We start from the raw sequence: 18146 nt of genomic DNA, 5'->3' as shown, positions 1-18146 counted from the left end.
GCCGGCCCATGTGGTCCGACCCACATTCCCACTACTCCCAGTAACATGATGATCTTGTCGCTTGGATGTGCCATCCAGTCAACCGGCGCCCTGTGACAGGCGCGCCGCCCCCATCCGGAGAGCTGTATGCCTACACAGAGCGACGCCCTGCACGAAGCACGCGTCAACTACGAGCACCACATCGGGACGTGCCGTCAGTGCCATGTCGACACCACGCCGTGCGCCGTCTCCAAACACCTTCTGCGTATCTACAACAACGCGCGGAGGTCCCAACCGGGCGCGACCGGCCGCTGAGCGCACCCTAGGGTGATCCTGGTTCGGCGGCTACCTCAGGAGGTCGTGCTGCGGCTGAACCACCGTCAGACGGGCGTGGGCGGCGACAACTGCGCCCGCCGGCCGACGTCGGAGTGCCGGCCGCGGCGGCTTTCGCTCGCGGAGCCCGCCGCGGTGCGGGATCAGTTCCACAGGGGGTACGTGACCACGCGTGCGTACCCGGCCGGCCTGGCGTCGGTGTAGACCAGGCTCATCTGGGCATAGTGCTGCGTCCGCGTGTGCTTCTTCCACGCCTTCGGGTTCTCGAGCAGCACGATGACCGGGTACGAGTGGAACTTGCCCGCCGCACAGTACGGCTTGCAGTCGTTCACCCAGTTGAAGCCCCTGGCCACCGCCGATCCAGGATCCCAGTGCGTCCACTGAAGCGAGGCGAGGCGGCTGTTGCCGTCACCGCAGGCGAGGATGAAGTTACTGGGGCGTACCTGCGCTTTCCAGAAGCAGTCGACGAGTACGGTGTCGCCTGACTGCTGGTTCACGGTGTGCGTCGCTGCGGGCGACTCAGCGGGGGAGGCGGAGGCCGTTCCCAGGGCTGTTACGAGTGATGCAGCCGCACAGAGCGTGACCGCTGCTCTCAGTGTGTGTCTCAGCATGTCCAACTCCCCGCCGCCTGTCGTTTCCGCGCCCCGTCGGTCTCTCTATCGACGCTACGACCGTCTCGGGTGATGCACCACTCGGACGGAGTCGCAACGGTCTCACAACTCGATGGTGACGAACCCGTCCTCGGCCTCCGGCTCGGGCGTCGTCACCGTGTAGCCGAAGCGGTTCTCCAGGGCCTTGAGGTGCCAAGGGGCCGCGCGGTCCCGGTAGTTGAAGACGATGTCTTTCGCGGGGCCGCCGTGTTTGAGGATGCGGGCCATGGCGATGTCGTCCGGGTGGCCGTGCCGCGATCCGTTCGTGGAGATGAGATAGCGGTCGCAGTCGAGGAGGTCGAGGAGGTTCTTCGAGAGGTTGTGGGCGCTGCCGTGGTGGGCGACCTTGAGCGCGTCGAGGTGCAGCCGGCCCCCTGCGGCCTCGGCGCGTGACCGCAGTGACGCCACGAGCCGGCGGTCGTCCGCGTCGCCGGTGAGGACGATCCTCCGGTCCTCGAACTCGAAGAGCAGGCCGATGCTGGTGAGGTTGGTGGGCGACCCGTCCGGATCGAACGCCGTCTCGGCCAGCTGGTCCACGTTCACGCCGCCGAAGTGCTCGAAGCCGAGCACCGGGGCGACCTCGTCGGGGTCCCGGCCCGGTATCAGGCCGTTGCGGGCGCACTCCTCGACCCACTTGGGGGCCAGCTTCTCCAGCTGACCCCGGTCGGGGGAGAGCACCTCCAGCGCGGAACCGTCGTCGAACCAGGCGAACTCCCGTCCGACCTCGACGCTGCGCCCGCCGAACGCGTCGTTCCACGGCACCTTCTGCGCCAGCAGCGAACTGGTGAGCTTCTCACCGTCCTGGGCGCCGAACCCCTCGGTGTCGAGGAGGTGGTCGAACCCGTTGAACCAGACGTCACCGAACTCCACCGGGCGGTCGTGATCGTTCAGCAGAGCGAGCACACCCAGGATGTGGTCCTGGTCGACGTGGGTGACGACGAGCAGGTCGACGAAACCTTCGAGGCCGGAGAGCACGGACTTGACACGTGGATACGTGCCGGTCCGTCCGCCGTCGACGAGGATACGGCGTACGAAGCCGCCGTCGCCGTATTCGAGGAGGAGGCAGTCGCCGTCCTCGCCGGGCATCATGGTCAGTCTGATCATTGCTGCCTCCCGCGCAGGGCGACGATCACGAACGGTTCACGGTTGTCGACGTGCCAGGACAGCCGGCGCGCCTGGTCGAGTCTGCGGGCGCAGACCGGGTCGTCGGGGAACTCGGAGAGCCCGTGGACGAGCCGGCTCAGGCCCAGGGTGAACAGCGGCACTCCGCGGTCGCAGGCCTCGATCAGCGCGTCCCGCGCCGCCAGGTGCTCCTTCTCGGTGTGCGCCCGGCGCAGGTGACGCATGGCCCACAGCACCGAGCCGTCGCTGAGCCAGTCGAACCCCTCCCGCAACTGGTCCAGCCACGGGTCCCAGCGCTGCGGCCGCTCCGTGAGCTCGCTGCCGACCAGAATGTACGCTCCGGCGACTGCGGCGAGGGTGTTCTCCATCCTGCCGTAGAGCAGCTCCTCGATGTCCCTGACCAGGGCCGCCGCCGCGTCGAAGGCCCCGCGGGCCATGTACGCGAGGGCGGGCCCTACCCGGCTGTCGCGCACGGTCACCGAGACGGCACTGCCGGTCGGGCTCTGACGTTCGTTGACGAGCACCTCGATCTGGGCCGAATCCCATGGTGCCGGCAGGGTGACGAGGTACTCGGTGCCCGCCAGCGAGACCACGAGGAACTGCCTGTGGCCGGTGGGCCCGCCCAGGGTGGGCTTCCCCTGCTCGTCGACCGGGCCGTGCGGACCGAACCGGTACAGCCGCGCGGCCGAGTCGCCCAGTTCGAGACTGGCGACGGAATGGGGCGCGGACCTGGCGATGCCCAGCGCGACCGGCTGCCGGCCGGGCGACTCGGCCAGCGTGAGCATGGACGTGAAGTGCCAGCTCGTGGGCTTCGGGTCGCCGATCCACACCGCGTGCCCCGGGGGGATGAGTCCGCCCTTGTCCCAGACACCGGAGCGAGACCCCTGGGAGCGGGGCACCGGGATCTTCTCCCCGTCGTGATAGGCCCCGTACGGTTCGATGTTGCCCATGAGGTACTGCCAGGAGTGCGACTCGTAGGGCGAGGGAGCCGTGCGCAGCGTCACCGGTGTGTCCGCGCCCTCCGTCGCCTCGGCGTCCTTGGACAGGACGACACCGGAGGGCAGTGTGGCGGACACCACGTAGGGGCCGGGGGTGACCTCGTAGCGCGCCGGTTCCGCCGAAGTCCCGCACGGGAAGACGACGTTGCGGTGGGTGGCGCCGCTGCCGTCGGCGGAGTAGATGTTGCCGACGACCCTGGCGCCGTCTGCCAGGTCCGCCTCGTGGAGGCTCAGGGCGACGGTCACGCTCAGGGCGGCGGTCATGACTTCCCCAGATGTATCCGGCGGAACACCGGTCGTACGGTGATGGATTTGGTCCGCACGTCCTGGTCGCCGAGCCGTGCCTCGAAGTCGTAGTTGCCGAAGCGCAGTTCGATGGCCCACTCGCTCTGCGGGTCGGCGTCGTCCGCCTGACCCGCCAGGCGGCGCAGCCGTTCGTGTCCGCCCTCCCGGCACACGAACTCGGCCGCGGCGTTGTCCTCCGCGCAGCCGCATCCCACGTACACCGGCACAAGCGGCGGTCCGGGCAGCCGGTGCAGGACGAACACCGGCAGTTCGCCGACCGAGGGGACCTGGACGCCCACGACGGCACCGGCGAAGCGCCGCTGGTGCATGAAGTGGTCGATGGCCTCCAGCAGATTGGAGGTGTTGATCAGCCAGTCGCCCTCGGGGTCGTCGCTCGCCGCGCCCGCGAGGCTTCTCAACAGTGCCTCGGTGAACAGGCTGACCTGCCCGGGCCTGGCGTGCGAGCGGTCCCCGGCGAGGGTGGCGTAGTACGGGACGTGGAACCGCCGCGGCAGGTCGAGCGGCCGCGTTCCGGCGCCGAGCGGGGTCTGCCCGGCGAACCGGTTGCCGGAACTCTCGATGAGCACATCGGAGTTGGACCGGCAGGCGTCGACGAAGAACACCTGCTCGGTGGCCTTGCACCGTTTCAGCCCGTTCATCAGACCGGAGAAGTCCAGCGCGCCGTTGAGGGGGTTGAAGCGGTCGCTGAAGATGTCGGCGGCGAGCAGGGCCATGTCCTCGCCCTGCGAAACTCCATGGCCGCAGAAGTAGAAGACGAGCCGGTTGTCGACATGGCTGTCGCCGCGGTCGTACCACTGTCTGACCGCCGCGATGACGTTGTCGATGGTGGCCACCTCGACGTCATGGCCGGTTCCGGTACGGGGATCGACGTACGGGGTGGGCTGTTCCTCGCTCAGCAGTAGGGCGAGACTGCCGAGGGGCTTGTGCGGCTCGTTGTACTCGGCCAGCAGCCAGGTCGCGAAGGCGCGCGCCGACACCGGCGGTGAGCTGAGTTGCTGCATCCCGTCGGAGTCGGGCACCGGCGCCTCGCCGCCCGCCAGATGCGGGTACTTGCCGACGCCGACGACCAGTGCGTGGGTGCGCGGGGAGCCGGTGTCCTGAGCGTCGTGAATCACGGCACCGGCCATGGTTCCTCCGGTGACTCGACTGTTCCTGAGCATGCTTGAGGAGACGCTTTTCACCCAATATAACCCTCAAAGAACCCTGTATCCTGATATGTGAAGGTGATCGCATCCGCCTCGGAACGCGGAGCCCGCCATGCCCAAGAATCTCGTGATCTGCCTGGACGGCACGGGCAACCAGTTGAAGGCGAAAGGGAGCACGAACGTGGTCCGGCTCTTCGAGATGCTGGACCTGTCCCATCCCGACGTGCAGATCGCCTACTACGACCCCGGTGTCGGCACGTTCTCCGCCGCGGGTGCCTGGACACCCGCCAGCCGGTACCTGTCCAGGCTCTTCGGACTCGCCTTCGGCTCCGGGATGAGGGCCAACCTGGCGGAGGCGTACACGTATCTGATGCAGCATTACCAGCCGGGCGACAGGATCTACGTCTTCGGCTTCAGCCGCGGCGCCTACACGGCCCGCGCGCTCACCGGCATGCTCAGGGCGGTCGGCCTGATGCGGCCCGGCATGGAGAACCTCGTCCCGTACGCCGTGTCCGTGTATGCCAGGAACAAGGACTGGTCCCGGCAGGACTGGGACCAACTCCACCGTTTCGCGGGTGCGTTCAGCGGCGCGGTCGGCGGTCGGGTCGGCATCCCCGTCGAGTACCTCGGGATCTGGGACTCCGTGAAGGCGGCCGGTGTGCTGCGCTGGAACCTGCGGTGGCCGTACACGCGTCAAGCCGGCAGCATCCGCCGGGTCCGCCACGCCGTCTCCATCGACGAGAAGCGCAGGCCGTACCGGGAGTACCTCGTCACGTCCGGCGGCACGGAGCAGGCGGTGCCGGGTTCCGTCGAGCAAGTGTGGTTCGCCGGGGTGCACTCCGACGTCGGCGGGACCTTCGAGGACGATCCCCGCCTTGCCACCCTCGCCCTGAAGTGGATCGTGGACGGCGCCCTCGCATCGGGCCTCCTACTGAAGGCCGGGGCCTACGCGCGCCAGTTGACCGTCGTCCCCGAGGACGCCCTGGGTACGGTGCACCGGATGGGCTGGGTCTGGGCCCTGCTCACCTACCGCCACCGCAGGCTGCCCCCGGCCGCACACGTGCACGAGAGTGTCCGCGCCCGCCTGGAGAAGCACCCGGGATACGCGGACCGGATCCCGGACACGGCCGTCTGGTCCGACGGCGACTGGCTGACCGGCCGCGAATGACGAGGGTGACATCCGTTGATGCACCTCGCTCGCGCAGGGTGTTGGCAGGGTGGCGCGGCGGCCATGGACCGCCGCGCCTTCTTGGGTGTTCTCGGGGATCAGGTCGCGCTGCAGGAGACCGTTGGCCAGGTCCAGTTGCCGTTGGCCTGGATGGTGACGCCGAAGTTGTTGCCGCTGCCGTTGGGCGTGGCGGTCAGGACTTGGGCGCTGGGGTAGCTCGCGTTGATGTTCCAGGTGGAGAGGATCTTCGCCGGGGAGGGGACGTTCATCGTCACGGTCCAGCTGCTGGAGCCGCTGACCGCGACGTTGAGGTTGTACCGGTCGCTCCACTGCTGGCCCGCGGACAGGGTCGCGGTGCACCCGCTGCTGCCGCCACCGCTCGAACCGGAGCCGTCCACCGTGATGTTGGAGCTCCCGCTGCTCTGGTAGCCCTCGGTCGCGAGGATCATGTAGTTGAAGGTGCCCAGGTTCATTCCGTGGCTGGCCCAGGCGTCGAAGTGGTTGCCGGTGGTGATGGTTCCGCCGGTCCTCTTCGACTGCCGGACGCTCCAGTACTGATCGAAGGTGCGAGTGCCCTCGATGGAGGGGGCGTTGTACCGCGTCGTCTTGTAGATGTCGTACGTACCGCCGTCGCTGGTGACGGTGCCCATGAACGTTCCCGTGGGCCGGTAGGTGCCCCAGTTGTCGACGATGTAGTACTCCACGAGCGGGTTGGTCGACCAGCCGTACAGGGCCAGGTAGGCGTTGCCGGACGGGTTGAAGCTGCCCGAGTACGTCACGCTCCTGCGTCCGCCGGTGGCCCAGCCCTTGCCGGCGACGAAGTTCCCGGTGTTGCTCCATGTGGTGCCGTAGTTGCCGCCGGAGCCCAGGTTCATGGAGACCGTCCCGGCGGAGTCGGTCCAGAACGAGTAGTAGTAGCCGTTGTTGGTGCCGGTCTGGTTCGTGGTGACGACCGTGTCGGCATTGGCGGTGCCGGGCAGGGTCAGTGCGGCCACGGCGACCAGCAGCATGGTGCAGACACTGCTGATGAGCAGCCTGAGGCGGCTGAGCGACCCGAAGCGGCCGCGGCCGCGGTTCGACGGGTGTGCGGGTGCGTCGTTCATGTGCGTGCTTCCTCCTCGTACTGGTGAGGCCGGTGGGGGCCGGGCAGCGCGACACGACTCTGGGATGTTGTCGTTGAGCAGGAGACGACGGCGACCGAGCGTCGACGCCGCGCAACACGGCCGGACTTGGCCGGTCGCGGTGTGCTCGGCGACCGGAAGACCGGGTCACGTGGCGACCCGGATCGGCAGGGGGGAGCCCTGTCAACGGCCAACAGTGTTGGTGTGTCCCCGTCAACTGTCAACTGTTTCGGCAATGACTCCGAAACATTCGCTCACCACTGGATTTCCATGAAGGGTAGGTTCCCAGGTCAGTGGCGAGGTGTGACCACCCCTGGCGAGACTGATCGTTTGCATTGTCGATGCCGAGATCAAGGGGCGGGGTCGGCTCATCGAAAGTTTCGAAGGTTTTCCGGATTACGTCGAGGCGGTGTGGTGGGGCAGGGTGGACCGGACGGCTCGGCGTCGCCACCCCCTATCCGCCCGTAATCTCACGATCATTAGCTAATGTCTCGGCATGCGTTCTTTATTCTGAAGGGGGTAATGTGCGCCAGGAGTGATCGATGCCTCATAAGCGCCCCACGGGCGACGCCGACGAGTTGCTGACCAGACTCGGGTCACTGACCGCCCAGGCGCGCGAACGCGCCGAAGTGCAGCGCTCCCAGGTCGAACTGGCGATCGCCCTGCAGCGCGACATGCTGCCCGGAGAGCTGCCCGCCGCCCCGGGATTCCGCGTGGCCGCCCGATACGTGCCTGCCTGCCACGGCCTCAACGTGGGCGGCGACTGGTACGACGCGTTCATGCTGCCCGACGGCCGCATCGGGCTGTCCATCGGCGACGTCCAGGGCCACAACATCGAGGCCGCCGCGCTCATGGGCCAGGTAAGGGTCGGCCTGCGTGCCCTTGCCTCCGTCACGAGCGAGCCGGGGGAACTCCTCGCCCGGACGAACGACCTGCTCCTCTCGCTCGGCACCGACCTCTTCGCCACCTGCAACTTCATGCGGCTCGACCCGGCCACCGGCGAGATCGAGAGCGCGCGGGCCGGACACATCCCCTGCGTCTGGGCCACGGCGGACGGAAAGTCCGGCATCACCGGTGACGAGGGAGGACCGCCCCTCGGCATCCAGGAGGGGATGGAATACCCGACGACCCGGTACCGGCTCACCACGGGCGGGGTGTTCGTCCTGCTCACGGACGGCGTGGTGGAAGGGCCCTCTCTGAACGTCGACGACGGGCTCGGTCACGTCGTACGGCTGGCCGGTATCGCCGCCGTCGCAGGCATGGACGCGGAGCCGCTGGCCGCAGCCCTGATCAAGGTTTCCGAGCTCGTGGGACACGAGGACGACGCCGCCGTGCTCGTCGTCCGCCACGACGGGCCTGGCGCTCAGCCGTAGGGCGGCACCCCGCGCCTCTCGCCTCGCCGACACGTTGGCGTCGGTGTCTGATGGCTGCTGTGGTGCGTACCCAGGACCTGCACCGGCCTGTCGTCGTCGGCCTCCAGACGCTGGCTGTCGCCGCCTGCTATTACGCGGGGGGACGGCTGGGACTCCTGCGGCAGCTCGTCGTCGAGGGCGCGGTGTTCACACCCATCTGGCCGCCCACGGGCATCGCGCTGGCCGGCCTGCTGATCTTCGGGCTGCGCTGCTGGCCCGGTATCGCGCTCGGCGCATTTCTCGTCATCATGTCCATCACCTCGTTCCGGCCCGTGGTGATCGGCAATCTGTTCGGAAACACCGCCGCTCCGGTCTGCTCGTGCCTCATGCTGCGCAAGGTGGGTTTCCGCCCCGACCTCAGCCGTCTGCGGGACGGCCTCGCGCTGGTGTTCCTGGGTGCCCTGGCCGGCATGCTGATCAGCGCGACTGTCGGTGTCGGCCTCATCGCCCTCAGGGGCAGACTCGACGCGGGCGACTTCTGGCCCGTCTGGCTGGCGTGGTGGGTGGGCGACGCGATGGGTGTCCTGATCGTCACCCCGTTCCTGCTCTTACTGCACGAGACGCGTCGGCCCCCGAACCTGGCGCGGTGGCCGGAAGCCCTGGGGCTGGCCCTCATCGCCTGCGTCATCGTCCCGCTGGCCACCCGCAGCACCATCAGCATGCTGTTCCTCGTCTACCCGCTGCTGATCTGGATTGCTCTGCGTTTCCAGCTCGTGGGCAGCATGCTGTGCGCCCTGTTCACCTCCGTCATGGCCACCATCGCGGCGACGGACGCGGTCGGCCCGTTCGCAGGGCTGACCCGTATCGAGGTGATGATCAAGCTTCAGGCCTTCAACGGAGCCATGGCACTGACCGCCCTGCTCCTCTCAGCCGTGATCACCGAGCAGCTCAACACCAGACGTTCCGTGGAACGGGCCTGCCAGGAGCTGGTCGAGGTCCTGGGACATCTCACCGCGGGGGACTCCCCGCACAACCGGCCGCCGCCGGAGGACGAGGGCCGACGGCAAGAGCGCGGAGCGGAGTGACCCACTCGGACGAGACCGAACCGGCTCTACCAGGGGCAGTCGGTTCACCCAGGTAGGCGACTTCACCCTCGGCTACCAATCCATGGAACCGGGCGCCGCCCCGCCTTCGTGCTCGTGACCGCTCACCTCGTCGTCGACGAGGTGGCGCCGCTGCTGCGGGCCGGTACCACGGCGTGTTCGCAGCCGGTGATCATGGACCAGACGTCGGGATCCCGCTCCAGCTGCTGGATCAGTTCCTCGTCCCCCGGGCGGGGGCGCGGTCGCGCCCGGACGGGCGGGTGCGGGGGAGTGGCCGCGCCGGGAGATCTGGCAGGACCGCTCAACCGGCGGCTCGGCCTCCCGGCGCCGAGCGGGAACCTGATGACCTACGACGCGACCTACACGTTCAAGACCTAGAACCAGTTGCCGGTGTCCTGAGCCCGTTTGCCGGCCGCCAGAGCCGGCACGCCGCGGTCCCGCCCCACGTTCACTCGGAGCCCTCGTGGTGCACATATCGCCTCGCCGGCTCTGGTCGGCGGGCCGCGGCGAGAGCAACTTCCCCGAACCCGAGCCGAGTTGACCCGTGCAGACGTCTGGCCCCAGGAACGTACCGACCGGTATACAAGCCGAACGTGCGAATGCCGCACCGGCGCCGGGGCGGGGCGCAGTCCTGGACCTTGGGGGAGTAGCTCATGAAGGATCACCGGAACCCGGACGCGACAGCCCTGCGGCGCCGCCGAGTCACAGCTGTAGGAGCGGCGGTGAGTGCCTGCGCCCTCGGTTTGGCTTCAGCGGCACCGGCCATGGCCACGCCCGATGGCGCGAGCCACGGCCGCGGTACGCACTACGTGGCCCTCGGGGACTCCTACACCTCGGGACCGCTGATCCCCCGGCAAGTGGACACGAACTGTGCACGCTCGGACCACAACTACCCCTCGCTCGTGTCGGCGGAGCGAAGAACGACCGTGTTCAAGGACGTGAGCTGCGCCGGGGCGACCACCGAGAACATGTGGAAGCCGCAGGGTACGAACGGCCCGCAACTGGACGCGGTGCAGCGCGACACCGACCTGGTGACAGTGCAGATCGGCGGCAATGACGTCGGCTTCGGCTCCATCATCGCCACCTGCGCCCGGCTCGGCGCGACGGACCTGACCGGCAACCCGTGCCAGCGCTACTACTCCTCGTCCGGAACCGACCAGTTGGTGCTCAACGTCCTCGACACGATGCCCAAGGTCGCCGCTGTACTGCGCGAGGTGCACGCCAGGGCACCGCATGCCCGCGTGCTGGTCGTCGGCTACCCGGACCTGCTGCCGGACGACGGCAGCGGCTGCTATCCGTCGGTACCCTTCGCGGCGAAGGACTTCCCCTACCTGCGGGACACCAGCAAGCGCCTCAACCTCATGCTGCGCCTGGTGGCCCGGGCGAACCGCGCGGAGTACGTCGACACGTACGGGCCCACGCGCGGCCACGACATGTGCAAGGCGCCCGCGGACCGTTGGATCGAGCCGCTGCAGCCGGCGTCTCCGGCGGCCCCCGCACACCCCAATGCCAAGGGCGAGGCAGCCATGGCGCGCGCGGTGACGGAACGGCTGGACCCGGGCCACGGGCGCCGCTGAACAGCGGAAGGGGCGCCTGCGGGAAGGTTCTGTGTGAGGGCCGTGTCTGGCAGTATCCGCCTATGACGATGCGTACCCGCGCCGAGGGTTCCTGGCGTTCGCTGTGGTCGAAGGACTCGGTGCTTTCCATCGGGTCGGTGGACTCGGTTCTCTCCATCGGCTCCGTGGGAAGCGCCCTGTCCGTCGCGTCGATCGGCAGCGTGTTGTCCGTCGGCTCCCTCGGCTCCGCCGCGTCCTTCGCTTCCGCCGGTTCCTGGCTGAGTACCGGGTCCGCGCTGTCCGCCCAATCCTCCTGGTCGGTCCTGTCGTGGCGCTCCCATGGCCGTCTGGCCGCGGCAGGAGCTCTGGCGGTGGCCGTCGCCGGCGCGGTCCTCCTGCACGCGCGCGCGGCGGAGGCCGGCTGAAGAGCTTGGACGGTAGGCGTCCGGACTGTCAGAGCTCCGTGTCAGGATGCTTGGATGCCCTCCTCTCGCAGTCGGCCGAGCATCGGTGACGCGCGCCTTCGTACCCAGCTTGTGGAGATGGTCGACGGTATCGACCCCTGGGACGAACTGGAGCGGACTCACCTGGAGACCGCCACGGAGTGGATCTCCAGCGGGGCGCCGGTGTACAGGATGCGCAAGCCCGACGTCCCGGCGATGCATCTGGTGAGTTACTTCGTCGTCCTGGACGAGGAGCGCGGGGTACTGCTGCTCGTCGCGCACCGCAAGGCGGGCCTGTGGCTTCCCACGGGTGGGCACGTCGAACCCGGTGAGACGCCGTGGGCTGCGGTTGAACGCGAGTGCCGGGAGGAGTTGGGCATCTCGGCACTCGCCTCGACGATCACCGGAAGGCGGCCCTTCTTCCTGACGGTCACCCGGACCCGAGGCCAAGGTGAGCACACGGACGTTTCGCTCTGGTACGTCGTCAGCGCCGCCGTCGACAGCATCGTTTCCTACGACGAGGAGGAGTTCACGGCGATCCGGTGGCTGACCCCCGAGCAGGTACTCGGCGAGCCGCTGAACTCCCTGGACCCCCACATGCACCGCTTCACTCGCAAGCTGGCGTCTGCGGCGAGCTGAGGCGGGTCGGACACCGGTCGTGTCCCGGGCGACGTACGGGGAGGGAACAACAGACTCAGCCGCACGGCCCAGTCGCGCAGCGGCGTGGCGTTCGAGGCGGGGTCCGCTGTGCGGTGAGGATGGCAGTCGGTGTTGAGTGCGGACAGGCTCCGCGTTCATTCGCGAGAGTTGGCTCGGAGGCAGATGTGACGGTGCGTCGTATCGGCTTGGTCGTTCACGGAGGACGCGGAGAAGCCGTGGACGCCGCTCGAACCGTCCGTGCGTGGTGCGCCGAAAACGCCGTGCAGTGCACGGACATCGACGTATGGCGTGATGGCGGGCGCCACAGTGCCCGGGAGGAAGTCGAGTCCGCGGGCGATCCCGATCTCATCGTCACATTGGGCGGTGACGGGACCTTCTTGCGCGGCGCTCGGCTGGCCGCCGAGCACGACGCCCTGGTTCTGGGCGTCGACCTCGGGCGGGTGGGTTTCCTGACGGAGGTCCCCGTCACCGTGGTGCGCTCGGCGCTGGACGCCGTACGGGAGGACCGGCTGACCGTCGAAAGCCGAATGCTGCTGACCGTGCGTGCCTCATGTCTTCTGGAGGTGCCCTCCGGCGTGCAGGAGCTGATGCGTTACGGCCGCGGCCCACTCCTGCCGCCACCGCGGGTCCGCACCGAGTGCGAGGCCGGTGGTGACTGGGGCATCGCGCTGAACGTATCGGCGCTGAACGACGTTGTCCTGGAGAAACTGGCGAGGGACCGGCAGGTGTCGGTCGGCGTCTATCTCGCCGGCAGGCTCCTGGCGTCCTACTCCGCCGACGCGGTGTTGGTCGCGACACCGACGGGCTCGACGGCCTACAGCTTCGCCGCCGGCGGCCCTGTCGTCTCCCCCCGCGCCGAAGCCCTCATCTTCACGCCGGTCGCCCCGCACATGGCGTTCAACCGATCGGTCGTGGCCGCGCCCGACGAACCCATCGCTCTGCGTGTGCTGGAACGGTCGGGCCAGGCCGCAGTCAGCATCGACGGCCAACTGCGGGGCGTGCTCGACCCGGGGGACTGGATCGGCGTGTACGCGGCGCCACGCCGCCTGCGGGCCGTCCGGCTGGGGCCGATGGACTTCTACGGCCGCCTGCGTGAACGCATGAACCTGACCGACGCCCCGGCCGCGGTCGCCGACGGTACCCCCGCCCCACTCTGGCCGGTGACGACCCCGCCGCCGGGTGACCTCGCGCATCTGGCGCTGCCTCCCGCTCCCGGCGACGAGCCGGAGACTCGGTGATCTGATCGTCCCGGTCATCTCCCCGTCCGGCGGCGGCGCGTACCCATGCCTTGCCCACGTCAAAGACCACTGATCACGCTGTTCTCCCCGTAGGCGACGGCAGCCTGGTGTCCGAAGAGCCCCGGCAGACCTCCCGTATGGACGAACACAGTCGTCCGGCCCGGTCGGATGCTGCCGTCTTCCACGGCGGCGATCAGTCCTGCCATGGCGCGGCCGGTATAGATGGGATCCAGGATGATCCCTTCCGTGCGGGCCGCGACGGTGAGCGCGGACTTGACCGCCTCCGTCAAGTTGCCGTAGCCGGAACCGACTTGGTCGCTGCGCATCTGCAGTTGCTCGGGTCGCACGGGTTCGGGTAGGAGGTCCGCCACGAACGCGGCCACGACCGGCAGGGGGTCATCGAGGGCGCCGGTATCGACTCCGAGAACGCGGTCAGGGCCGAGCGAGGCGACCAGCCCCGCCATGGTTCCGCCCGACCCCAGCGCCACGACCGCTCTTTCCAGGTCGGGCACCTGCTCGCTCAGTTCTTCTCCGCACCGGACGTAGCCCAGCGCCCCCACCGCGCTCGAGCCACCGAAGGGAATGAGGGCCGGACGGGCGCCCTGCTCGGACAGGTGTGCGCACACCGCTGCGGCTGCCGCGTCCAGAGCTGCCCGGTCAGCGGCGTCGGACCACACGACGTGGGCGCCCAACAGCCCGTCGAGTACCAGGTTGCCCGACTGTGACCGGCCCCCGGCCGCCGGGAAGACGAGTACGGAGCGGATGCCCAGGCGAGCGGCCGCAGCGGCGGTCAGGCGAGCGTGATTGCTCTGAGGGGCGCCCGTGGTCACGAGCGTGTCCGCTCCATCGGCGATCGCGGCGCCGACGGTCCACTCCAGCTTGCGTACCTTGTTTCCTCCTCCGCCCAGGCCGGTCAGGTCGTCACGCTTGATCAAAAGATCGTGCTGTCCGAGCCCCAGCGCAGCCGCGAGTCTGGGCAGTGGCTCCACGGGCGTCGGCCAAGTCCCGAGCGTGACGGGGGACGGAGAACTGAGGGTGACATGGGTGGTCTTCACGTGGGAAAGCGTCGTCCATCGACCGCGGGGGCGCGACAGCGGCCGACGCGCAGGCGCCGCGCGAGCAGGCTCAGAGCACCGCCTGGCACGCCGCGATGACCTCCGGCGACTTTGCCATTTCTTTGCAACCTGTTCCTTCGCTGCCTCGTCTCTCTGCACGATCCGTAACCCAGCCTGCCGGTCTCCCGGGTCGGCGGAACGACGAAAGAGAGCGATCCATGCGCCGAACTGTCCTCAGTACCATGGCACTTGCGTGCACAGCCGTGCTGGCGAGCGCGGTACCCGCGTTCGCCGACGGGACGAGCCCGAGCCCGGTCCCCACGGTTCAGCCGACCGCCGACGCCACCCCGTCCGCGGCCCCGGCCACCCCCACCCCGGAGCCGAGCACCGCCCCTACCCGGGCAGCTACCCCGAGCCAGGTCAGCCGCGTGCCGAACGGAGCCCCCGACACCGGCGTGGCGTCGGGGTCCGCGCAGTCCGGAGGCGAGGGCGGGCTGATCGGCGGCGGCGCTGCCGCGGTGCTCGCCGTGGGCGGCGCGGCGGTCTTCGTCGTACGACGCCGGCGGGCGAACGGGGCATGACCTCGCTCTCCAGGCGGGCGTTCGCCACCGCGGCGCTGGCCTCGGTGCTCGTGGGCTGCGACGGCCACGGCACCGGCCGGGCCACGACCGCACGATCGAGGAGCGCGCCACCGCCTTCGAGGCCCTCCGCACAGGCGAACACGGCGCCGGCCCTCGGGCGTTCGGTCCCGGTCAGGCTGCAGATCCCGGACATCGGGGTCGACACCCCGGTCATGCAGCTGGGGCTGGCCGCGGACGGCAGTGTGCAGGTGCCCCCGATCACGGCGCACGACCGGGCGGGCTGGTACCGGTACTCGCCGACGCCGGGCCAGGTCGGCCCGTCGGTGATCCTCGGCCATGTCACGGTCGGCGCTTACGGGGACGGGGTCTTCCGTCACCTCGCAGACCTGCACCAGGGCGACCGGATCGTGGCACGCCTGGAGAACGGCAAGGCGGCGGTGTTCGCCGTCGAGTCCGTACGGACGGTCGCCAAGGCGGACTTCCCGGCGGACCAGGTCTACGGGGACGTGGACCGGCCGGAGCTGAGGCTCATCACGTGCGGCGGTCCCCGTACCGGTGACGGGTACCTCGACAACGTGATCGTCTTCGCCGCGCCGAGCTCCGCGAGCCCCTGACCCGACACCGGATCCCGCCACCTGGATCGCGGATCCCGGACCGATGGAACGTACGCCACCGGCCCGGGGTCCTTCCATACGAGCCATACGAGCCATACAAGCCATACGAGTCCTACGAGTGCCGTCACGACCATGGAGAGCGTTGAAACGGTCCCGCGACAAGGCAGCGTCCGAGCTGTTCGCCGCCCTCTACCCACGCCTCGCCGGCTGGTGCCGCCGTCTGGTCGACGACGACGAGACGGCCCACGAGATCGCCTCGGAAGCGTTCACCCGGCTCTGGGCCCGCTGGACATCCGTGGAGGAGCCCCGCGGCTTCCTCTACGTCACCGCGGCCAATCTCGTCCGGGACCACTGGCGCAAGGTGGAGCGCGAGCGCAGAGCCGTGCGCCGTGCCACCTCCGAAGCCGCCGTCCGCCCGTACACCGAGCAGGCCGACCCCTCGGTCCGTCTGCTCGTGCAGTCGCTGCCGGAACGACTGCGCGTCCCGATCCTGCTGCACTACTACGCTGACATGCCGGTCCGGGAAGTGTCCGTGCTGACCGGGCGCAAGGAAGGAACCGTCAAGGCCGACCTCCACGCGGCCCGAGAACTGCTCCGCGCCCACCTGAGGAGAAGCCTTGATCACAGCCTCTGACGAGGGTCCGGACTTCGACCCCGACGACCCTCTCGCCGTCATCCTGCGGCCCACCACCGAGTACCTCGGCCCTCCCCCCGGTCAATACGAAGCGATCCGCCGCAGCGCCACCCGCCGCCGGCTGTTCCGGGCCGCGGCCGGGGTCGGCCTGACGTGCGCCGTCGCTGCCCTCGTCGCGCTCCCGCTCCACCTGACGGCATCCGAGGCACCCGCGTCCCCGACGATCCCCCTCGCTCCGCCGCCCGCGAGCAGTCCCTCGTCCGGGAGCAGTCCTTCGTTCGCGCCCACCCCTACGGCGACACCTGAGCCGGCCGGCCCGAGTCCCACCAGGAGTACCCGGACCGACATCTCCAGTTCCCCCACCGCCCCGGCCGTTCCGACTCGGGGGACGTCGGTGACACCGACCGCGTCATCACCCGGGCCCTGACGTGCGTCTCCCGGGCCGTCGGCCGGCGGTGGGTACCTGGCTGAAGCACTGCCTGCCTGTTGCAGTGGGTCTGTCCGTGGATCCTGCATCATTTGTATGCACTGCGCGGGTACCTGCCTGCACTACGATCGCCGCCGTGACTGACGCCATTGCCACCCTGCGGGATTCCCGGTGAACGGAAGCGGTCTGCCCGTCACGATGGTGAATGCGTGTCTGCGTGAAGGCCTCGGCGGCAGTCCTACCGCGGTCCTGGACGAGACACCCCTGAGCGATGACGAGCGCCGTGACGTGCCTGTTCTGGCGGGTACCTCCCACGCTGTCTTCATCTCTGCGAGCGGCGGCGAGCGCAACGGTGCCGATGTGTCGTTGCGCTTCTTCACCGCGGAGGGAGAACTGCCCGCGTGCGGCCATGGGACGGTCGCGGCTCTGGCCGTGCTGGCCGAGCGTGCCGGACAGTCGGAGTGTCAGGTCACCCTCAGCGCGGCGGGACGGATCTTCACCGGCCGTGTCGTCCGGGAGAACAGCCACTTCGATGCCGTCTTCGACCCGGGGTCGGTCGGCTTGCGTGAGCCCGCCGCGAGCGAGCATGGTGCCGTCCTCCGCGCCTTGGGTGTCACCTCGGACACGCTCGCTCCCGGTATGTGCGTCGCTTCCCTGGGACGACCGCGGCTGCTCGTCCCCGTGACCACGCGGGCCGCTCTGACCGGGCTGGTCCCGGACTTCGGCGCGCTTCGTGAGGCCTGCGACCGGCTCGGCCTGCTGGGCTGCTACGTCCACTCGGTGCCGACGGCCGACGCCCGTGTCGCCGCCCGCATGTTCGCCCCCTCGATCGGTGTCCCGGAGGACATTGCCAACGCCAACAGCACTGCCTGCCTTGCCGCCCACCTGGCCCGCCAGGGCATGACCGGCATCACCGTCGACATGGGTGACTCCCTCGGCACCCCCTCCGCCATCACGGCCGTCGCACGGTGCAGTGGGGCCGGTCCGCTGGTCCACGTCGGTGGCACCGCGAGAGTTGTGCGAGTCCTCCGCCTCCAGCACGCAGACATGAGTGCGACCGCTGACCGGAAACGGCCGAACTGGTGAGCGTGTCGCCGGCTGACCGGTCGGCGGGCCTGCGAGCGGCCAGTTCCGGGACGGTCCGGTCAAGAGCCACTCGTCGGCCAGGCCGGGCGGGCAGATCCTGACGCTCTCAGGCCGTGCTCAGCCTGGTCGGCCGGCCGCCCGCAACGGGCATCCGGTGCCGACACGCGCCGTCAGGTCGGCCCGCAAGGTGGTGAGTTCGGCCATGCGCGCGTCGATGACCTGGATCTTCTCCTGGAACAACGCGGACAACGCTTCCGCGGCGTCCGGCGCCTGACTCAGTTCCTCGCCGTGCCGCGCGATCTCCGCCAGGGTGAATCCGAGTGTCTGCGCGGTGCGGACGTACTGCAGCCAGGGCACCGCCTCGGGCGGGAAGTCGCGATAACCGTTGGCCAGCCGCCGACCTGCGACGAGGCCGATCTTCTCGTAGAACCGGATGGTGTCCTTGCTCAGACCCGTCTGCGCGGCCAGCTCCCCGATGCGCATGACCCTCCGTCGGATGATGGGCTTGACCTTGGAGCGTACTCCGCTGTTTACCGTGAGGCGTCGGTTGCCCGGAGCCCAACAGGAGCCTCACC

Annotated in this window: 21 protein-coding genes; 14 read left to right on the top strand and 7 right to left on the bottom strand. The window is 69.2% G+C overall.

The window, feature by feature from the left end:
- Positions 1–126: 126 nt before the first annotated feature.
- Positions 127–294, top strand: coding sequence for a hypothetical protein (locus tag ABT114_RS26960; protein WP_351145438.1), 168 nt, complete (start codon positions 127–129; stop codon positions 292–294).
- Between the two features lie 161 nt (positions 295–455).
- Here the strand turns inward: ABT114_RS26960 and ABT114_RS26955 are convergent, their stop codons facing one another.
- From ABT114_RS26955 to ABT114_RS26940, 4 genes are all read right to left on the bottom strand, one after another.
- Entirely contained in the window at positions 456–809 is a 354-nt protein-coding gene (locus ABT114_RS26955) for a hypothetical protein (protein ID WP_351145437.1), read from the bottom strand.
- A 216-nt stretch (positions 810–1025) separates the two neighbouring features.
- Positions 1026–2066, bottom strand: coding sequence for a ComEC/Rec2 family competence protein (locus ABT114_RS26950; RefSeq protein ID WP_351145436.1), 1041 nt, complete (start codon positions 2064–2066; stop codon positions 1026–1028).
- Positions 2063–3346, bottom strand: coding sequence for a hypothetical protein (locus ABT114_RS26945; protein WP_351145435.1), 1284 nt, complete (start codon positions 3344–3346; stop codon positions 2063–2065). Before ABT114_RS26945 ends, ABT114_RS26950 begins: the two co-directional genes overlap by 4 nt.
- Complete coding sequence (locus ABT114_RS26940) at positions 3343–4515, bottom strand: caspase family protein (RefSeq protein ID WP_351145434.1); 1173 nt, start codon at positions 4513–4515, stop codon at positions 3343–3345. The genes ABT114_RS26945 and ABT114_RS26940 overlap by 4 nt, the downstream gene beginning before the upstream one ends.
- 130 nt (positions 4516–4645) lie before the next feature.
- On the opposite strand from ABT114_RS26940, the gene ABT114_RS26935 reads away from it, so the two are divergent.
- Positions 4646–5701 (top strand): T6SS phospholipase effector Tle1-like catalytic domain-containing protein, encoded by a 1056-nt coding sequence (locus ABT114_RS26935; protein WP_351145433.1) that lies wholly within the window; start codon positions 4646–4648, stop codon positions 5699–5701.
- A 98-nt stretch (positions 5702–5799) separates the two neighbouring features.
- Here ABT114_RS26935 and xynA read toward each other — a convergent pair whose 3' ends face one another.
- Complete coding sequence (gene xynA / locus ABT114_RS26930) at positions 5800–6804, bottom strand: endo-1,4-beta-xylanase XynA (RefSeq protein WP_502988395.1); 1005 nt, start codon at positions 6802–6804, stop codon at positions 5800–5802.
- 560 nt (positions 6805–7364) lie between these two features.
- Here xynA and ABT114_RS26925 point away from each other — a divergent pair.
- The 7 genes from ABT114_RS26925 (at position 7365) to ABT114_RS26895 (ending at position 13174) form a co-directional block, all read left to right on the top strand.
- A complete protein-coding gene (locus tag ABT114_RS26925) occupies positions 7365–8195 on the top strand; it encodes a PP2C family protein-serine/threonine phosphatase (RefSeq protein ID WP_351145431.1) in 831 nt (276 codons plus the stop codon).
- A 50-nt stretch (positions 8196–8245) separates the two neighbouring features.
- Positions 8246–9259, top strand: coding sequence for an MASE1 domain-containing protein (locus ABT114_RS26920; RefSeq protein WP_351145430.1), 1014 nt, complete (start codon positions 8246–8248; stop codon positions 9257–9259).
- A gap of 114 nt (positions 9260–9373) precedes the next feature.
- A complete protein-coding gene (locus ABT114_RS26915) occupies positions 9374–9655 on the top strand; it encodes a hypothetical protein (protein WP_351145429.1) in 282 nt (93 codons plus the stop codon).
- A gap of 275 nt (positions 9656–9930) precedes the next feature.
- Entirely contained in the window at positions 9931–10854 is a 924-nt protein-coding gene (locus tag ABT114_RS26910) for an SGNH/GDSL hydrolase family protein (protein WP_351145428.1), read from the top strand.
- 62 nt (positions 10855–10916) lie between these two features.
- Positions 10917–11258, top strand: coding sequence for a hypothetical protein (locus ABT114_RS26905; protein WP_351145427.1), 342 nt, complete (start codon positions 10917–10919; stop codon positions 11256–11258).
- Positions 11259–11375: 117 nt separating this feature from the next.
- Entirely contained in the window at positions 11376–11915 is a 540-nt protein-coding gene (locus ABT114_RS26900) for an NUDIX hydrolase (protein WP_351145426.1), read from the top strand.
- 185 nt (positions 11916–12100) lie between these two features.
- A complete protein-coding gene (locus tag ABT114_RS26895) occupies positions 12101–13174 on the top strand; it encodes an NAD(+)/NADH kinase (protein ID WP_351145425.1) in 1074 nt (357 codons plus the stop codon).
- A 59-nt stretch (positions 13175–13233) separates the two neighbouring features.
- On the opposite strand, the gene ABT114_RS26890 is transcribed toward ABT114_RS26895, so the two are convergent.
- Entirely contained in the window at positions 13234–14229 is a 996-nt protein-coding gene (locus ABT114_RS26890) for a pyridoxal-phosphate dependent enzyme (protein ID WP_351145424.1), read from the bottom strand.
- 218 nt (positions 14230–14447) lie between these two features.
- Between ABT114_RS26890 and ABT114_RS26885 the strand changes: the two genes are divergently transcribed.
- From ABT114_RS26885 to ABT114_RS26865, 5 genes are all read left to right on the top strand, one after another.
- A complete protein-coding gene (locus tag ABT114_RS26885) occupies positions 14448–14810 on the top strand; it encodes a sortase-dependent protein (RefSeq protein ID WP_351145423.1) in 363 nt (120 codons plus the stop codon).
- Entirely contained in the window at positions 14807–15424 is a 618-nt protein-coding gene (locus ABT114_RS26880) for a class F sortase (protein WP_351145422.1), read from the top strand. Before ABT114_RS26885 ends, ABT114_RS26880 begins: the two co-directional genes overlap by 4 nt.
- Positions 15425–15566: 142 nt before the next feature.
- A complete protein-coding gene (locus ABT114_RS26875; protein WP_351145421.1) occupies positions 15567–16058 on the top strand; it encodes an RNA polymerase sigma factor in 492 nt (163 codons plus the stop codon).
- Entirely contained in the window at positions 16042–16485 is a 444-nt protein-coding gene (locus tag ABT114_RS26870; RefSeq protein ID WP_351145420.1) for a hypothetical protein, read from the top strand. The genes ABT114_RS26875 and ABT114_RS26870 overlap by 17 nt, the downstream gene beginning before the upstream one ends.
- 171 nt (positions 16486–16656) lie before the next feature.
- The gene (locus tag ABT114_RS26865) at positions 16657–17571 is read left to right on the top strand and encodes a PhzF family phenazine biosynthesis protein (RefSeq protein ID WP_351145418.1); all 915 of its coding nucleotides are present in this window, start codon (positions 16657–16659) and stop codon (positions 17569–17571) included.
- Positions 17572–17688: 117 nt separating this feature from the next.
- Here the strand turns inward: ABT114_RS26865 and ABT114_RS26860 are convergent, their stop codons facing one another.
- Positions 17689–18054: a MerR family transcriptional regulator gene (locus tag ABT114_RS26860; protein WP_351145417.1), complete on the bottom strand. Its 366-nt coding sequence runs from the start codon at positions 18052–18054 to the stop codon at positions 17689–17691.
- Positions 18055–18146: the final 92 nt, after the last annotated feature.

Source organism: Streptomyces sp. NPDC002088 (genome assembly GCF_040296605.1).
Taxonomy (GTDB): Bacteria; Actinomycetota; Actinomycetes; order Streptomycetales; family Streptomycetaceae; genus Streptomyces.
Note: the sequence above shows the minus strand (reverse complement) of the source record. Positions and strands in the feature narration are given on the sequence as shown.